Annotated in this window: 9 protein-coding genes; 4 read left to right on the forward strand and 5 right to left on the reverse strand. The window is 69.3% G+C overall.

Translation table 11 applies throughout. The annotated features are described in order from the left end of the window. On the forward strand, nt 1–7,720 hold a 7,720-nt coding region (locus tag APZ21_RS27050; RefSeq protein ID WP_156371358.1), incomplete at its 5' end, for a non-ribosomal peptide synthetase. A gap of 376 nt (nt 7,721–8,096) precedes the next feature. Here the strand turns inward: APZ21_RS27050 and APZ21_RS27060 are convergent. Further along, nucleotides 8,097–9,332, reverse strand: coding sequence for a helix-turn-helix domain-containing protein (locus tag APZ21_RS27060; RefSeq protein WP_082393483.1), 1,236 nt, complete (start codon nt 9,330–9,332; stop codon nt 8,097–8,099). 128 nt (nt 9,333–9,460) lie between these two features. Here APZ21_RS27060 and APZ21_RS27065 point away from each other — a divergent pair, with 128 nt between their 5' ends. Next, a complete protein-coding gene (locus tag APZ21_RS27065) occupies nt 9,461–10,648 on the forward strand; it encodes an NAD(P)/FAD-dependent oxidoreductase (protein ID WP_275426229.1) in 1,188 nt (395 codons plus the stop codon). Beyond that, nucleotides 10,645–11,748, forward strand: a complete 1,104-nt coding sequence (locus APZ21_RS27070; RefSeq protein WP_054816103.1) for a DegT/DnrJ/EryC1/StrS family aminotransferase — start codon at nt 10,645–10,647, stop codon at nt 11,746–11,748. Before APZ21_RS27065 ends, APZ21_RS27070 begins: the two co-directional genes overlap by 4 nt. Here the strand turns inward: APZ21_RS27070 and APZ21_RS27075 are convergent. Continuing rightward, nucleotides 11,745–12,809, reverse strand: coding sequence for a dTDP-glucose 4,6-dehydratase (locus APZ21_RS27075; RefSeq protein WP_054816104.1), 1,065 nt, complete (start codon nt 12,807–12,809; stop codon nt 11,745–11,747). The two genes, APZ21_RS27070 and APZ21_RS27075, sit on opposite strands and share 4 nt — an antisense overlap. A 110-nt stretch (nt 12,810–12,919) precedes the next feature. On the opposite strand from APZ21_RS27075, the gene APZ21_RS27080 reads away from it, so the two are divergent. Further along, nucleotides 12,920–13,474 (forward strand): TetR/AcrR family transcriptional regulator C-terminal domain-containing protein, encoded by a 555-nt coding sequence (locus tag APZ21_RS27080; RefSeq protein WP_054816105.1) that lies wholly within the window; start codon nt 12,920–12,922, stop codon nt 13,472–13,474. Nucleotides 13,475–13,502: 28 nt separating this feature from the next. On the opposite strand, the gene APZ21_RS27085 is transcribed toward APZ21_RS27080, so the two are convergent. From APZ21_RS27085 to APZ21_RS27095, 3 genes are read right to left on the reverse strand one after another with little or no spacing between them, the layout of a single operon-like run. Continuing rightward, entirely contained in the window at nt 13,503–15,527 is a 2,025-nt protein-coding gene (locus APZ21_RS27085; protein ID WP_082393485.1) for a 5-oxoprolinase/urea amidolyase family protein, read from the reverse strand. Next, the gene (locus APZ21_RS27090; protein WP_054816106.1) at nt 15,524–16,144 is read right to left on the reverse strand and encodes an urea amidolyase associated protein UAAP2; all 621 of its coding nucleotides are present in this window, start codon (nt 16,142–16,144) and stop codon (nt 15,524–15,526) included. The genes APZ21_RS27085 and APZ21_RS27090 overlap by 4 nt, the downstream gene beginning before the upstream one ends. Then, the gene (locus APZ21_RS27095; protein ID WP_054816107.1) at nt 16,141–16,902 is read right to left on the reverse strand and encodes a DUF1989 domain-containing protein; all 762 of its coding nucleotides are present in this window, start codon (nt 16,900–16,902) and stop codon (nt 16,141–16,143) included. Before APZ21_RS27095 ends, APZ21_RS27090 begins: the two co-directional genes overlap by 4 nt. Between the last annotated feature and the right edge of the window lie 71 nt (nt 16,903–16,973).

Genomic DNA, 16,973 nt, shown 5'->3' on the forward strand with positions numbered 1-16,973 from the left:
TGAGTGTGTGAGTTTGCGTAATGTTTTTGCTTCGGGTGAGGCGTTGCCTGCTGCGACGGCGCAGCGTTTGCGTGGGTTGACCGGTGCGCGGTTGCATAATTTGTATGGTCCGACCGAGGCTGCGGTGGATGTGACGTTCCATGAGGTGGTCGGTGCGGATGTGGTGAGTGTGCCGATTGGTGCGCCGGTGTTCAATACGCGGGTGTTGGTGTTGGATTCGCGTTTGCATCCGGTGCCGGTGGGTGTTGCGGGTGAGTTGTATTTGGTGGGTGTGCAGTTGGCGCGGGGGTATGTGGGGCGTGCTGATTTGACTGCGGATCGGTTTGTGGCGAATCCGTTCGGGGTGTCGGAGCGGATGTATCGGACGGGTGATTTGGTGTCGTGGACTCCTGGTGGGGAGTTGGAGTATTTGGGTCGTACTGATTTTCAGGTGAAGTTGCGTGGTTTGCGTATCGAGTTGGGTGAGATCGAGGCGGCGTTGACGGGGTTGGGGTCGGTTGCGCAGGCTGTGGTTTTGGTGCGGTCGGATGATCGTCTCGGTGATCAGTTGGTTGCGTATGTGGTTGCGGGGGTTGGGTGTTCGGTTGATGTCGATGTTGTTCGTGGTGAGTTGGCGGGTGAGTTGCCTGCGTATATGGTGCCGAGTGCTTTTGTGGTGTTGGATGCGTTTCCGTTGAATGCTTCGGGTAAGTTGGATCGTAAGGCGTTGCCCGCGCCGGTGTTCGAGGCCAAGGTCTTCCGCGCCCCGACCACACCGGTCGAGGAGATCGTCGCGGGCGTCTACGCCGATGTGCTCGGCGTAGCCCGGGTCGGTCTGGACGACGACTTCTTCGAACTCGGCGGCAACTCGCTGCTTGCCACCCAGGTCACCGCGCGTCTCGGCGCGGCGCTTGACACCCAGCTCGCGGTGCGCGACCTGTTCGAATCCTCCACGGTGGTCGCACTGGCCACGAGCGTGGAACGGCTGGCCGGATCGGGCCGGACCAGGCCGCGGCTGACCACCATGCAGCGGCCGGACCTGATTCCGCTCTCACCCGCCCAGCAGCGCTACTGGTTCCTCAACCAGTTCGACACCACCGCCTCGGCCGTGGACAACATTCCGCTGGCCGTGCGGCTGTCGGGCAGCCTCGACGTGCACGCCCTCGCCCAGGCCATCGGCGACGTATTCGCCCGCCACGAGGTACTGCGCACCACCTACCCCAGTGCCGAGGAAGGGCCGCGCCAGGTCATCCTGCCGGTCGCGACCACCCCGCCGGAACTGGTGCCGGTGGAGGTGTCCGAGGACGAGATCGTCGAGACCGTCATCCGTTTCGCGCTGACCACCTTCGACGTGACCCGCGAGGTTCCGCTGAAGGTCGCGTTGTTCCGCCTCGTCGGAACCGATTCGGCCACCGACGAACACGTGGTCGCCTTCGTGGTGCACCACGTCGCCGCCGACGGAGCCTCGATGGGTCCGCTGGCCCGCGACCTCATGGCGGCCTACGCGGCGCGGGTCAACGGCGAGGCGCCGCAATGGGTTCCGCTCGCGGTGCAGTACGCCGACTACGCGCTGTGGCAGCGCGCGGTGCTCGGGTCGGAGGACGATCCGACGTCACCGGCCGCCAGGCAGGTCGCCTACTGGCGCACCGCACTGGCCGGCCTGCCGGATCAGCTCGAACTGCCATCGGACCGCCCGCGTCCCCCGGCGCAGTCCTTCCACGGCAAGGCCATTCGCTTCGAGATATCCCCGCAGCGGCACGCCGGCCTGCACGAGCTGGCTCGCGCGAATCACGCGTCGCTGTTCATGGTCGTGCACGCGGCGCTGGCGGTGCTGCTGGCGCGGCTGTCGGGCACCGACGACATCGCGGTCGGCACCCCGATCGCGGGCCGCGGCGAACGCGAACTCGACGATCTCATCGGCATGTTCGTCAACACCCTGGTGTTCCGCACCGCGGTGCGGCCCGGTGACCGGTTCGCCGATCTGCTCGCCGATGTGCGCGAGCGCGACCTCGAGGCATTCGCCAACGCGGACGTGCCGTTCGAGCGACTGGTCGAGGTACTGAACCCGGAGCGCTCCACCGCGCGCAATCCGCTGTTCCAGATCGGCCTGTCGTTCCAGAACCTGGCCGAGACGGCGCTTACGCTGCCCGGGCTCACCGTGAGCGCGGTCAACTTCAACTCGCAGCTGGCCAAGACCGACCTACAGGTCACCGTCTACGACCGGTACCACGAGGACGGCACGCCCGCCGAGATCATCACCGAATTCGGCTACGCCACCGATCTTTTCGACGAATCGACGGTGCAGGGCTTCGCGGACCGCTTCGTGCGCGTCCTCGACGCCGTGGTCGCCGACGCGACGGTGCCGGTGGGCGAGATCGACCTGCTCACCCCGGCCGAACACGAACGCATCCTGACCGGCTGGAACGACACCGCGCACCCGGTCGACACCGAGGCCACCCTGGTCACGCTGTTCGACGCCGCGGTGGCCGCCGCCGCGCCCGCGACGGTGGCCCTGGTCGCCGACGAGGGCTCGGGTCTGCGGGCGCACGTCACCTATTCGGATCTCGACGCCCGGGTGAACCGCTTGGCCCGCTACCTCATCGGTCGCGGCGTCGGACCGGAGGATCGGGTGGCGCTGGCCATCCGGCGCTCCGCGGATCTGGTGATCGCCATGTACGCGGTCGCCAAGGCGGGCGCGGCCTACGTGCCGATCGACCCGGATCAGCCCGCGGATCGCGTGGACTACATCCTCGCCACCGCGGCCCCCGTATGCGTGCTCACCACGAGCCGCGAATCGTTCGAGACCGCGGCCGCGGAGTCGGTGGTCCTCGACCGGCTCGACCTGTCGGCCCACTCCGCCGACCCGGTGACGACGGGTGAGCGTCGCGGCGCCCTGACCGCCGCGAACACCGCCTACGTCATCTTCACCTCGGGTTCCACCGGCAAGCCCAAGGGCGTGGCCGTGCCGCACGGCGCGATCGTGAACCAGTTGCTGTGGAAGACCGCCGAATTCGACCTCGGCGGCGAGGACGCGGTGCTGCTCAAGACCGCGGCCACCTTCGACCTTTCGGTGTGGGAGTTCTGGTCGGCGGCGGTGAGCGGCGGCAGGCTGGTCATCGCGACCGCCGACGGACATCGCGACCCGTCCTACCTCAACGAGCTCATGCGGGCCACCGGTGTCACCACCCTGCACGTGGTGCCGTCCATGCTCGACGCCCTGCTCACCGAATCCGATGGGCGACTGCCGGATTCGCTGCGCCGGGTGCTGGCCATCGGCGAGGCGCTGCCCGCGGCCACCGCACAGCGTTTCCGCCGGGGCAATGCCGCCGCGCTGTTCAACCTGTACGGTCCGACCGAGGCGGCGGTGTCGATCACCAGCCACCGGGTCACCGCGGCCGACGAGGTGTCGGTGTCGATCGGCGCGCCGGAATGGAACAGCAGGGTCTACGTGCTCGACGCGCGTCTGCGGCCGGTGCCGGTCGGGGTCTCCGGCGAGCTGTACCTGGCCGGAACGCAGTTGGCGCGCGGCTACTTCGCCCGGCCGGATCTGAGCGCCGAACGCTTCGTCGCCGATCCGTTCGGCGCGGACGGCGAGCGCATGTACCGCACCGGCGACCTGGTCGCCTGGAACGGCGACGGCGAACTGGAATACCGGGGCCGCACCGACTTCCAGGTCAAGATCCGCGGTTTCCGCATCGAACTCGGCGATATCGAGGCGGCGCTGCTGCGTCAGTCCGCGATCGCGGCCGCGGCGGTGCTCGCCCGCACCGATCCGGGTCTTGGTGATCGCCTGGTGGCCTACGTGGTGCCGACACCGGCGGGCATCGATCCCGAGACCGGTGAACTCGACCGTCGCGCACTGCATTCCGCACTCGCCGCGGAACTGCCGTCGTACATGGTGCCCAATGCCTTCGTCGCGCTCGACGCCCTGCCGCTCAACGCCAACGGCAAACTCGACCGCAACGCCCTGCCGGAGCCGGCCTTCGAGAAGGCCGTCTTCCGCGCACCGGTGACCAAGGCGGAGAAGTTGATCGCGGGCGTATTCGCCGACGTGCTCGAGACCGAGCACATCGGCGCCGACGACGACTTCTTCGCACTCGGCGGCAACAGCATCCTGTCCATCCAGCTCGTCTCGCGGGCCAAGGCGCTCGGCGCGGTGTTCAGCGTGCGCGACGTGTTCGATCAGCGCAGTGTCGCGGCGCTGGCCGCGGTCGCCGACACCTCGCCCGATCCGGCGCACGCCGCGATGCGGGAACTGCCCGGCGGCGGGGTGGGCGATATCCCGCTACCGCCCGCCGTGGCCGCGTCCCTCGCCACCGGCACGCCGTACCGCCACTTCGCGCAGGCGGTGCTGCTGCCGCTGCCCGCCGCCCTGGACTGGGACACCATGCTCGAGGCGATCGCGCTCGTCCTCGACCGGCACGACGCGCTGCGCACACGGCTGCGTCCCGCGCCTGCGGGCTGGACCTTCGAGGCGCTGCCGACCGGCTCGATCGAGGTCGAGGAACTGGTGCGGGAGGCGCGGGTCGAGAAGAAGACCGATCTCGCCGCCCTGGTCGAATCCGAACGCCGGGACGCGGCGCTGCGGCTCGACCCGGACAACGGCGTCATGGCCCAGTTCGTGCTGTTCACCTTCGAGGATCTGCGCGACGACGAATTGCTGGTCGTCGTACACGGTTTCGTGGTCGACGACCGCTCCTGGCAGATCCTGCTGTCGGAGCTGACGCTGGCCGCCGACCGACTCGGCGTGGACGCCACGCTCGAACTGCCCGAGACCGGGACCACCCTGCGCCGCTGGGCGCACGGTGTCGCCGAGACGCCGATGCCGGTGCCGGACAGCTACGCCGCGCAGTTCCCGGCCAAGCCGGACGCGCCGCTCGGCGTCCGCGCCTTCGACGCCGCCCGCGACCTCGCCGCCACCGTGCGGCAGGTGCGGGTCGAGGTGCCCGCCGACCTCGCCGCCACGGTGCTGAACACCGTGCCCGCCCTGTACCGGACCACGGTCGCCGACGCGCTGGTGTCGGCGCTGGTCCTGGCGCTGGCGCGCAGGCGGCCCGGCGCGGCGACCCCGATCCGGCTCGATGCCGACGGCCGCACCGCGACCGCCGGGGCCGACCTGTCCCGCACCGTCGGCGGTTTCGCGGGCACCTACCCGGTGCGCGTCGACCTCGCCGACATCGATCTCGATGACGCCTTCGCGGGCGGCGCCGCCACCGGACGGGTGCTGAAGTCGGTCAAGGAGCAGGCGCTCGCGGGCGCTCGCGCCTGCATCGGACACATCCTGCCCGCGGTGGGGCAGGTCGCCTTCCACCACCGGGGCACCGTGCCCGCGGAGATCGTCACCGTGCGCGAGCCGGATATGCCCGCCGCCGCCACACTCGACATCGAGACCGTGGTGGTCGACGGCCCGTCCGGTCCGCGACTGATCGCCTCCTTCGCCTCCCCGTCGGAGCTGCTCGACGCCGAATGGGTGCGGGAGCTGGCCGACCTGTGGATGGCCGCGCTCGGCGCGCTCGCCGTCCACGCCGGACGGCCCGACGCGGGCGGGCACACCCCGTCGGATATGCCGCTGGTGCGTGTCGGCCAGGGCGATATCGAACAGTGGGAACGCGAATATCCGAATCTGCGCGAGGCCTGGCCGCTGACCCCGCTCCAGTCGGGTCTGCTGTTCCACGCGCTCATGACCACCGCGACCGTCGACGTCTACACCATGCAGGCGGTCATCGACCTCTCCGGCGCCGTCGACGCCGAACGGTTGCGCGCTGCCGCGCAGGGGCTGCTGGATCGGTACCCGAACCTGCGGACCGCGTTCGTCACCGACTCCTCGGGGCAGGCCGTGCAGATCGTGCTCGACCGGCTCGACGTGCCATGGCGCGAGATCGACCTCACCGGGTCGCCACTGGAACAGCGCGCGACGCTGCTGCGCGAACACCTGGCCGCCGACGCGGCCGACCGGTTCGACATGGCCGCGCCGCCGCTGGTGCGCTTCACCCTGTTCCGTGCTGACGCCGAACAGTGGCATCTGGCCATCACCACCCATCACGTGCTGATGGACGGCTGGTCCATGCCGCTGCTCATGCAGGACCTGCTGGTGCTTTACGCGGTGCGCGGCGAGATGTCGGCGCTGCCCGAGGTCGCCTCCTACCGCACCTTCCTCGAATGGCTGCGCGGACGCGATCTCCAGGATTCGCTGCGCACCTGGGCGCGCGCCTTTGACGGGGTCGGCGAACCCACCGAACTCGCGCCGCAGCCGCGCACGCCCGAGCAGTACGAGACCGGGCACGTGGTCACCGAACTCGACGTGGAACGCACCCGCCAGTTGACCAAGCACTGCGCCGAACTCGGCATCACGGTCAACACCCTGGTGCAGGCGGCGTGGGGCATCCTGCTCGGCAGGCTCACCGGCCGCGCGGACGTGGTGTTCGGCGCGACGGTGTCGGGTCGTCCGGCCGAACTGTCCGGTGTCGAGTCGATGGTGGGTCTGTTCATCAACACCCTGCCGGTGCGGGTCCGCATCGACGACGGCGCGAGCATCGGCGCGCAGTTGCAGAGTCTGCAACGCGACCAGGCGGATCTGCTCGATCACCACTATGTCGGACTCGCCGACATCCAGCGGGCCGCGGGCGCCGGATCGCAGTTCGACACGCTGTTCGTGTTCGAGTCCTATCCGATCGACCGCGAGGCGATCGAGGCCGCGAGCTCCATCGACGGCATGTCCGTCACCGGGGTGAACGTCAGCAACTCCACGCACTACCCGCTGACACTGAAGGTGGCCGCCGAATCCACCCTCGGCATCGATATCGAATACCTCACCAGCCGGTTCACCGCCGACGAGGTGCGGACACTCGCGACGCGACTGGTGCGCGTCCTTGAGGCGCTGCTCGGCGATCCGGCCGGACTGGTCCGCGATATCGACATACTCGACGACGCCGAACGGGCCCGGCTGCTCGCCGAATCCGGTATCGCCGCCGCGTCCGCGCCGCCCGAACCGACGATGGTCGGCGCGCGCACGGTCGCCAAGGTGCTCGCCGAGGTCGTCGAGGCCGATCCCGAGGCTCCCGCGTTGCTCGCGGGCGGCGACGAGATCGCCTACCACGTGCTGGACCGGCGCTCCTCCCAGCTCGCGCGGGTCCTCATCGCGCGCGGTGCGGGTCCGGGCGATGTCGTCGCGCTGACGCTGCCGCGTTCGGTGGACGCGGTGGTCGCGGCGTGGGCGATCCAGAAGGCAGGTGCCGCATGCCTTTTCGCCCACGGCTCCACGGCCGACGACATGATCGCCGCGGGCGCGGCGTTCGGCATCGGCCCGGAGCCCGTCGCGGGCGAGATGCGATGGCTGGTCCCCGGTGATCCCGAGGTGCGGACCGAATCGGCCGCCGCCGCGGCCCATCCGGTGTCCTACGCCGACCGGATCCGACCCCTCGGCGAGGACCACGCCGCCTTCGTCCAAGTGGTCGACGGAACCCGGGTCACCCTGACCCAGTCCGAGGCACTGGATCTGGCCATCGAGGTGCGCGACACGAACGAGATCGACTACGAGTCGACCACGTACACCACCGCGACCACCGGCCGCCCCGCCCTGCTCGAATTCCTCGCCACCGCCACCGCGGGCGCCCTCTCGGTGATCCCCACCGGCGACGTCACCGAGGACCTCGCCGAGGGCGAGGTGACCCACTGGTTCGTCACCCCCGACGAACCCACCACCCCCGCCGACCCGGAGATCCGAGTCATCGTCGCGGAGTGACCGGCCGCCGCCCGCCCCGAACGCGGGCGAGCGGCGCGCTCGGCGCGCTGGGATAGACTTTCGCGAGAAGTCCCCGTTCGTGAGGTCGGAGGTGTACCCATGGCGATGCCGAGCCCCGGCTCCGACCGTTGGACCGCCGCGGACCTCGATCACCTGCCCGACGATGGATTGCGGTACGAGGTCCTGAATGGTCAGCTTGTCGTGAACGCCGCTCCCAAACCACGACAACAGCACCGATGCTGATGCGGATGAGCGGACACACCTCGGTGCGGTCGTTGGGAAAGTACGCGCGCCCGTCGGCGGAGGCGTTGATCCGCTGGCAGGCCGAGACCGACCCCGCCGCACGACGCCGGCGATAGACGCGCACAAGCATGGGTCAGACGGTGGCGGTGACTAGTTCCGGTGCGTGTCGGGCGATCTTGTCCAATGCTTTCGCGGTCCGGGCCGACCGTACCCGCTGCAAGACCGGGACGACCGAGGCCCACAGAGCGACCGCGCCGCCGTCGTCGCCGGTCTTCCACTGCGCGAGTCCGGCGTCGGCGCAGGTGAGTGCGTGGACGCGGGCGTGGGTGCCCGGGTTCCAGATCGACGCGCCGAGGGTGAACAGACGTTGCGCTTCACCGTGTTCGCCCAGAGCGGTGAAGGCTTTCGCGGCCTGGTCGACGACGGTGGCCTTGTTCGGGCACCACATCGCGATCGCGCGGGGCCCCGGGTCTGTGGGATCGGCGGTGATGACGGGTTCGGCGCGGGTAAGGATGTCTCGGGCTTGGGCGTGATCGCCGGATTCGGCGTGGCAGCGGGCCAACCCGACGGTGAACAGCGCGGCGGTGTCGGCACCGAGCTGCCCGTGCGCGCGCCGGGCGGCTTCTTCGGCGAGGTCGACGCTGAACCGGCGCTGCCGGATATCGATACCCTGCAACGCCAACGCCCGCAACACCCACGCCTGCTGAGCGGGGTCTCCCGCCTGCTCGGCCAGGCGCAGCGCGGCGAGGTAGTACCGTTGCGCGATTCCGTCCTGGCCTGCGTCGTGGGCCTTGAAGGCTGCCAGGTAGGCCAGCTCGCACGCCGCGGAGAACGCTTCGGCCCGCACCGTCGAGTCAGCGAAACGCGATCCGAGCAGGTCAGCGACGTCGGTGACGAGGAATTCCGCGACCGCCGTGCGCCCGATGCCGCCACCACGTGCTTCATCCAGCGATAGCAATGCCGAGGTCACGTTGCGGACGGCGTCGACTTCACCCATGCCGACCGTGCGCGTCGGCGAGGTCGTGATCAGGCGGTCGGCGTCGAGGGTGTTCAGTGCGGTCGCGCTCAACGCCGCGGAGTAGACCGCGCGCAGCAGGAACGAGCGCCGGTCGACATCGGCGCGGCCCAGCGCGGTCACCGCGGCGATGGGATCTGTGTAGGCACCACAGATGCGTTCGTACCACAACGCCAAGTCCGGCGGCGCCCCACGGGCGCCGGTCTCGTAGTGCCCGAGCGCGGACTTGCTGAAGTTCAGCCGAGCAGCCATCTGCGACAACGACAGCCCGGCCGCTTCACGCGCGGCCTTGAGCCTGGCACCGGCCACGACAGCGGCTTCACGCTCACCTCCACCGCGACCACGGGTCGTCATGGATTCATGCTATTGCAGGTGTAGACGCCCGGAGACGCAAAACGGCTCGTTCACAACCAGATTCGCGCCCACCCTGGAAGCCGGGACACCGGCCACATCAGATGGCCCAATACCTGGCAGGGGGCATGATGAAAAACGGAGTCGATTGCGTGGTCATCGGCGGCGGAGTCGTCGGGTTGATGACCGCAGCCCGGTTAGCGAGCGCGGGACGCAGCGTGCGGCTGATCGAGCGCGACCTGCTGGGCGCGGGCGCGACGACAAGCAACCACGGCCTGATCCACTCCGGGGCCTTGTACGCGCGCTGGCATCCCGAGATCGTCACTACCTGCGCCCAAGCCCAGATCGCCTACCGGTCGAGCTTTCCTGACTGCGTGGTCGCGACACAGCCGTCCTGGTACTACGGTACGGCCGAGACGATGCACACCTACCGCCAGTTGTGGCGGCGTCACGACATCGTCCACCACCGCGTCGACGGCCGCGACATCGGCGAAACACTGCGTGTCGATGGCCGCGATGTCGCCGCGTGCGCGATCGGCGAACTTGTCATCGACACCCACGCCCTGCTGAATCAGCTTGCCGCGCAAAGTATTCGACTGGGCGTGCAGATCTCGGTCGGGATGAAAGCGGCCCGGATCGTCACCGAGACCAGGCGGGTGCGCGGCGTCGCGACGGCACAGGGGATGTTGTACGCGCCGACGGTGGTGGTGTGCGCGGGCATCGGCACCCGCGCCCTACTCGATGACGCGGGGTCGATGATCGGCGCCACGCTGTCATCACGGCTGGAAATGCTCACCGCCTACCCCGGGGTGTTGTCCCGGCCGCTGATCGGGCTCGAATTCGGGTGGCCGGCCTTAGCACCGACCGCTACCGGGGTGGTGCTGGCATCACGCTACGGCGGAGTCCAGCCCACGGTGACGACCGCCGGCCGCTGGCCGGTGCCCACCGGCGAGGCCGCCGCGCTCGATGCCGAACTGCGGGAATGGCTGGCACCGGGAGTCATCACCTACGGCCAGGCCAACGCGTGGGTGTGCTCGAAAACCGAACACCTCGGGCCCGACGCCGACCAGTGGGGCACCGCCCCCAACTACGCGGTCATCGACCACGCCGCCCGCGAACAGCTCCACGGACTGTTCACGGCGCTGCCCGGCAAGATGACCTTGGCGATGCACGCATCGCGCGAAGTCGCCGCCGCGATCACCGGCACGCCCGAGCCCCTCGGTGTGCGGGTCGACCGCGCGGCGGAGAGCGACGACGACGCGCACGGACTGGTCGCCGGGCAGCCCTGGGTCAGCGAGTCGATGCAGGTGACGCGATGATCATCCCGTTCACCGCCGCGCTGAGCGACACCGAGATCGCCACGGCCGCTGCCGCGATCACCGACATCCTGCGATCGGGCGAGCTGGTGCTCGGTCGGCATACCGAGGCGTTCGAGGCGCGCGCGGCCGCGATGGCCGGTACTCGTGAGGCGGTCGCGGTCAACTCCGGGTCGACCGCGCTCGAGATCATCTTCGCGGGGGTGGGCGTGGCCGGGCGCACCGTGCTGGTCCCGACGAACACCAACTACGCCACCGCGGCGGCCGCCCAGCGCGCGGGCGCCCGCGTCGAACTCTACGATTCAGGCCTGTATCCCGACCTCGACGACATCGCCGCGCGTCTGACCGGTTCGGTCGCTGTGGTGGTGGTCGTCCACATCGGCGGCTACCTGAGCCCGCAGCTACCGAAGTTGGTGGCGATGTGCGAAGGCGCGGGGGTGGCATTGGTCGAAGACGCCGCCCACGCCCACAGCGCACACCTCGACGGCATCCCGGCGGGTGGGTTCGGGATCGCGACGGCCTGGTCATTCTTCGCGACCAAAGTCGTCACCACCGGCGGCGAGGGTGGCGCGATCACCACCAACGACACCACCCTCGCCGCGTTCGCTCGCCAATACCGCAACCAAGGCAAGAACGGCGACGGCGTCCATGTCCTGGCAGGAAACAGTTGGCGGTTGACCGAGATCGGCGCGGTCCTGGGCACGATCGGGCTCGACCAGCTCGCCGACGACACCCGCACACGCCGCGCCATCATCGACCGCTACCAGGACACTCTTGCCGGTCCCCGCTTGGTCTTCCCTGACATCGGCGACAACGCCCAGGTCAGCGGGCATAAATGTGTCGCGCTGCTCGCCGACGGTGTTGATCGTGACGGGGTGCGCGCGGCGGTCGCCGAGCACGGGGTGCTCCTCGCTCGCGGCGTATACGAACAACCGCTCCACCGGCAACCGGTGTTCGCCGATCTCAACTCCGGTGATCGGTTCGTTCGCGCTGAGGACTTCGCCGCGCGCCATATCTGTCTGCCGTTGTGGCGATCGATGGACACCACAGTCGTCGAGAAGGTGATCGCCGCCGTCGTGTTGGCAACCACCGGTCCGGGCTAGCCGACCGCGGCCGGACCGACCCGTGACCAGTCGAAGCCCAGGTCGCCCTTCTCGGTGATGATCTTCTCCCACCAGTCGCGATGGGAGACATACCAGGCCACCGTTTCGGCGATCCCGGCATCGAACTGCCGTGTCGGCGCCCAGCCGAGTTCGGTTTCGAGTTTGGTGGGGTCGATCAGGTAGCGGCGATCATGGTTGGGCCGGTCCGGGATGTGTTCGATCCACTTGGCGGGATCGAGTCCCAGCTCAGCCACGACCCGGTGCGCGATATCGAGGTTGGTGACCTCGCAGCGCGCCGAGATATCGAAAATCGGCAGCAACCCCGGATCGGTGCCCGCCGCTGCTGGAATCGGGACAAGGTCGGCGTGCAACACCTGATGAACCGCCGCGCAGTGGTCATCGACGTGTAGCCAGTCCCGCGACTGCAACCCGTCGCCATAGACAGGGACCTTGCGACCGCGCAGCAGGTTCGTCACCGCCAGCGGGATCAGCTTCTCTGGCAGCTGGAAGCGACCGTAGTTGTTGGCGCAGTGCGTCATTCGGATATTCAGGTCCGGGTAGGTCGCCATGTAGGCGCGCACCATCTGATCACCGGCGGCCTTCGCGGCCGAATATGGCGTCTTCGCGTTCAACGGTGATCGTTCGGTGAACCACTGCTGTCCCGGCGCCAGTTCCCCGTAGACCTCGATCGTGGACACATGCACGTGCGAGGTCACCGGCATCAACCGGCTGCACTCGGCCATCACCTGCGCCCCCAATGCGTTGGAGCGCATGAACACCGACGGGCCCAGGATCGCGCGATCGTTGTGCGATTCGGCAGCGAAATTGACCACGTAATCCGGCCGATACTGCCGATAGACGGCTTCCATCGCCGCCAGGTCGGCGATATCGGCTTGCACGAAGCTGACCTTGTCGATCACCGAATCCAGGTTCGCGATGTTGCCGGCGAACCCGATGTAGTCCACCGCCACGACGTGTGCATCCGGCTCATGCTCGGCCAGGAAATGCACGTAGTTCGCGCCGATGAATCCGGCGGCACCGGTGACGAGGTAGACAGACATGCCCGCGAGCCTAGCCGACCCGGCGTGCACCAGCTCGCTGGTCTGTACACCATCACCGAGGTCAGGGTCCGGGTGGTGACACGAGTGGGCAGTGGCATCGTCGGGACGGCTTGTCCGCGCTGACCATGCGCGCGGTCGCGAAGGAACTGCGGGTCGCGACGATGGCCCTGTACCGCTACGTCGCCGACCGCGACCAGCTCGAGGTACTCGTGGTCGACCGCGTGCTAGACCCGATCGACCTGGCACTCCCGCCCGCCGCCGACTGGCGCGACCGTCTCGCCACCCTGCTGCACCGCATGCGCGCGGCGGTGTCCGATCACCCGGAGACCGTCCCCCTGGTACTGCGCCACCGGCAATCCTCGGTGGCCACCCTGCGCTATATCGAGGCCATGCTGACCGTACTGGCCGACGCCGGGTTCGAGGGCCGCGACCGGGTCGTCGCCCAGCGTGCCGTGATCGCCTTCCTGCTCGGATTCCTTCAGAACGAGCACCACGCCGCACTGCGCGGCGAGGGAACCGCGGCGATGGCGAACCTGTCACCGGAGCAATTCCCGCTGCTGGCGCGGACGGCGCGGGTGGCCCGCGGCGTCTCGCCCGAGGAGGAGTTCGGGGGCGGCGTCGATATCCTGCTGCGCGGCCTGGCAGGCGGGTCAGTCGGTCGGTAGACGCCTATTCGGCGGGACCCGCGCCGAATCAGTCACCGGTCAATTCTCCGGTCAGACGCCACGAATCGCGTTCGGCGGTGAACGCCTCCGCCTGGGCGGTGCGGAATTCCGCTATGGAGGAGGCGTTCTCGGCGAGGAACCGCCGGTGGTCCGCGAGTCGGAACTCACCGTCCTCGGCACGGACCCGCACCCGACCCGCCGCGAAATCCGCGCGCAGGTCGAGCAGTTCGTCCGCCTCCACCGGATACCACCGTATGCGATCGAAATAGCGCAGCAGCCACGGTGATTCGGTGGCGCGATGATTCCACACCTGGGTGGTGCGGCCGACGAACTGGTAGCCGCCTGGTCCCTCCATGCCGTAGACGCACAGGTAGGCGCCGCCGATGCCGACGGCGTTCTCCGGCGTCCAGGTCCGGGCCGGATTGTATTTGGTGGTCACCAGTCGGTGGCGGGGGTCCATCGGCGTCGCCACCGGTGCGCCGAGATAGACGTCACCGAGTCCGAGCACGAGATATTCCGCGCCGAAGACGGTGTCGTACACCTGCTCAACGGACCCGAGACCGTTCACGCGGCGAATGAATTCGATATTCCACGGACACCACGGCGCATCGGCGCGCACCCCGTGCATGTATCGCGTGATGGCCTCGCGGGTCGAGGGATCGTCCCAGGACAGCGGCAGATGCACGGTGCGGCTCGGCACCACGAGATCGTCGGCCGCGGGCAGCAGCGTCTCGGACTCGGCCAGCAGCGTCAGCAACGCGGGCACCGACAGGATGTGCGGGTCGACGCGGATCTGGAGCGAGCGCACACCCGGGGTCAGCTCGGTCACCCCGCGCACTCCGGCGGCCAGCAGGTGCTGGTGCAGTGCGTGCACGCGCGCGCGCAACCCGAGATCCAGGGTCATGGCGCCGTATTCGACCAGCACGCCGTCATCGCCCGCGCGCCGATAGGTGACCGCGATCTCGTCGTCGACCTCGCCGCGTCCGAGTACGCCGTCGTCGCCGTCGCCGCCGTTCGACAGCACCGACGGCAAGGTGGCCCGCCGCGCCGGACCGAGGTCGCGCAGGGAGGCGGCGTGCTCGCGGCGGATGGGCACGAAACGCACGGTGTCGCCGGGGGCCAGCTGACCGAGCTTCCACCGGTCGGCGGCCACCACGGTCACCGGGCAGACGAAGCCGCCGAGGCTGGGACCGTCCGGGCCGAGCAGGATCGGGGTGTCACCGGTGAAGTCCAGTGCGCCAACCGAATACGGCGTGTCGTGGATATTGGACGGGTGCAGCCCGGCATCGCCGCCGTCGGATCGAGCCCATTCCGGTTTCGGTCCGATGAGCCGCACGCCGGTGCGATCGGAATTGAAATGCACCGTGTAGTCGGTGCCGAGAATGGTCTCGATATCGGCGCGCGTGAAGAATTCCGGTGCGCCGTGCGGACCTTCGGTGACGGCCAGTTCCCAGCGGTGGGTGAGCACCGGTTGCGCGTCCATCGGCACGCCCGCCGCCACCGGACCGCGGGCGTCGCCGAGCGGCAGGCGTTGGCCTTCGCGCAGCGCCGCGCCGGTGCCGCCTCCGAACTTGCCGAGCGTGAAAGTCGCCATGCTGCCGAGGTATTCGGGTAGCCTAATGCCGCCCTCGACGAGGATGTAGGTCCGCATACCGGGGCCGAGCACCGCGCCGACGTCGAGCACACCGCCCGCGGGAATCGTGACCGTGCTCCACATCCGTGCGGGACGGTCGTCAACGCGCACCCGCGCGGGCGCACCCGTGACACAGACGCGGGTGGCCGCGGTGAACCGCAGCGCGGGTCCGCCGAGCGTGCACTCCAGCCCGCCCGCGCCCTCGTCGTTGCCGAGCACCCGGTTGCCGAGCCGGAAGGACAGATCGTCCATCGGACCCGACGGCGGCACCCCGATATGCCAATATCCGGTCCGGCCGGGCCAGTCCTGCACGGTGGTCAACATGCCGGGCCGCACGACCTCGGCGCAGGCCCCCCGGACCGGCGCGGCGGATTCGAGGACGGCGGTGGCCTCGGCGACCGCCAGGTCGGTGACGGTCATCGCGACACCACCATGCGCACGGGGGTCGGGTCGAAGCCATTGCACGGGTTGTTGACCTGCGGGCAGTTCGACACCAGCACCAGCGTGTCGATCTCGGCGCGCAGCGTGAGCTTCTTCCCCGGCGCGGACAGTCCGTCCACGATGCCGAGCGTCCCGTCCGGTTCGACCGGAACGTTCATGAACCAGTTGATATTCGAGACGAGATCGCGTTTGCCCAGCCCCCATTTCATCGCCTCGACCAGGAAGTTCTCCACGCACGCGTGCTGATGGCGGGTGTGGTGGCCGTAGCGCAGAGTATTGGACTCCTGTGAGCACGCGCCCGCGATGGTGTCGTGGTTGCCGACCTCGTCGGCGACCACGGTCATGAGCGCGGTGCCCGCGTCGGTGCGCAGCACACTGCCGGTGGTGAGGTAGATATTGCGCTGCGCGGTGACCGTGGCCTGCGCGCTGTAGCGGTCGGTGTGGTCGGCGGCGGAGTAGAGCAGACAGTCCACCGCCTGATTGCCGTGCAGGTCGATGATCTCGAGTTCCGCACCCGCGCGCACCACCGTCGACCAAGGGGCGCGGGCGGGCACGGTTTCGTCCAGAACGACGGTGCGGGCCGCTGCCGTGGTCATACCAGAGCCTCCTTGTTCCGCGCGGCGGTCCACGCCGCTTCGGTGTTCTGCACGGCCCGTTGATATTCCGGGCCGGCCCCCGCGCCCGCGGTCGCCAGGTCCGCGGGCGCGGACCAGGCGACGATGTCGAGATCGGTGGTGGTGCGCGCGTCCAGCGGGTGCACCGCGTTGGCGACGAGCAGGACGACGGGCAGATGGACGAGCAGATCCACCGTCGCGCCCGGTCCCGTTCCGCCCGTGGGGACGAGGGCGCCGTCGGCGGCGACGCGGACGCCGCGGAAGAACGACACCGACGGGGCGAGATCGCGCGGCTGGAGCCCCTGCTTCGACCCCGCCAGCCGCAGCAGCGCCCGCGCGGGCTCGGACGGACCGCACAGGGTGTCGTGCCGTGCGGAGGTGTCGGCGAGCACGGTGGCCAGGACCCGGCCCTGGTCCGACAGCAGCGGGTGGCCAGACGAAAGATACGCCTGCCACGGCACTTTCACGGTGTCCGCGACGTTGAGCCGCTCCCATGGCGCGTCGGCCCGCAGCAACAGCAGGTGCGCGCAGGCCGCTCCGGCCGGATCGCCGAGGCGGACCCGGGTGCCGCGGCCGAGTACGACATTGGCGTACCCGCCCGACGGAATCCGTTGGGACCACGTGATCTTCGCCGGGTCCACGTCGGCGGGCAGATCGGGGCGCGCGAGGGTCGCGGCGGCGGCCTGCCCTCTGGCGTGCGCGCGGGCCCCGTCGGCGGAGGCGGTGCTCTGGTCGGTCATGATGCTCCTTCGCGGAAGTCCCCGGGATGTCGGGGACGAATTCGTCGGTGCGGCGGTCGAAGTGGAAGTGA

The sequence above is a fragment of the Nocardia arizonensis genome (genome assembly GCF_001310275.1).
Classification (GTDB): domain Bacteria; phylum Actinomycetota; class Actinomycetes; order Mycobacteriales; family Mycobacteriaceae; genus Nocardia; species Nocardia arizonensis.

Coding starts and splice junctions, on each gene's coding strand:
- APZ21_RS27060 (WP_082393483.1), bottom strand. CDS start 9,332: ATGACGACCCGTGGTCGCGGTGGAGGTGAGCGTGAAGCCGCTGTCGTG.
- APZ21_RS27095 (WP_054816107.1), bottom strand. CDS start 16,902: ATGACCGACCAGAGCACCGCCTCCGCCGACGGGGCCCGCGCGCACGCC.
- APZ21_RS27075 (WP_054816104.1), bottom strand. CDS start 12,809: ATGTCTGTCTACCTCGTCACCGGTGCCGCCGGATTCATCGGCGCGAAC.
- APZ21_RS27085 (WP_082393485.1), bottom strand. CDS start 15,527: ATGACCGTCACCGACCTGGCGGTCGCCGAGGCCACCGCCGTCCTCGAA.
- APZ21_RS27065 (WP_275426229.1), top strand. CDS start 9,461: ATGAAAAACGGAGTCGATTGCGTGGTCATCGGCGGCGGAGTCGTCGGG.
- APZ21_RS27090 (WP_054816106.1), bottom strand. CDS start 16,144: ATGACCACGGCAGCGGCCCGCACCGTCGTTCTGGACGAAACCGTGCCC.
- APZ21_RS27070 (WP_054816103.1), top strand. CDS start 10,645: ATGATCATCCCGTTCACCGCCGCGCTGAGCGACACCGAGATCGCCACG.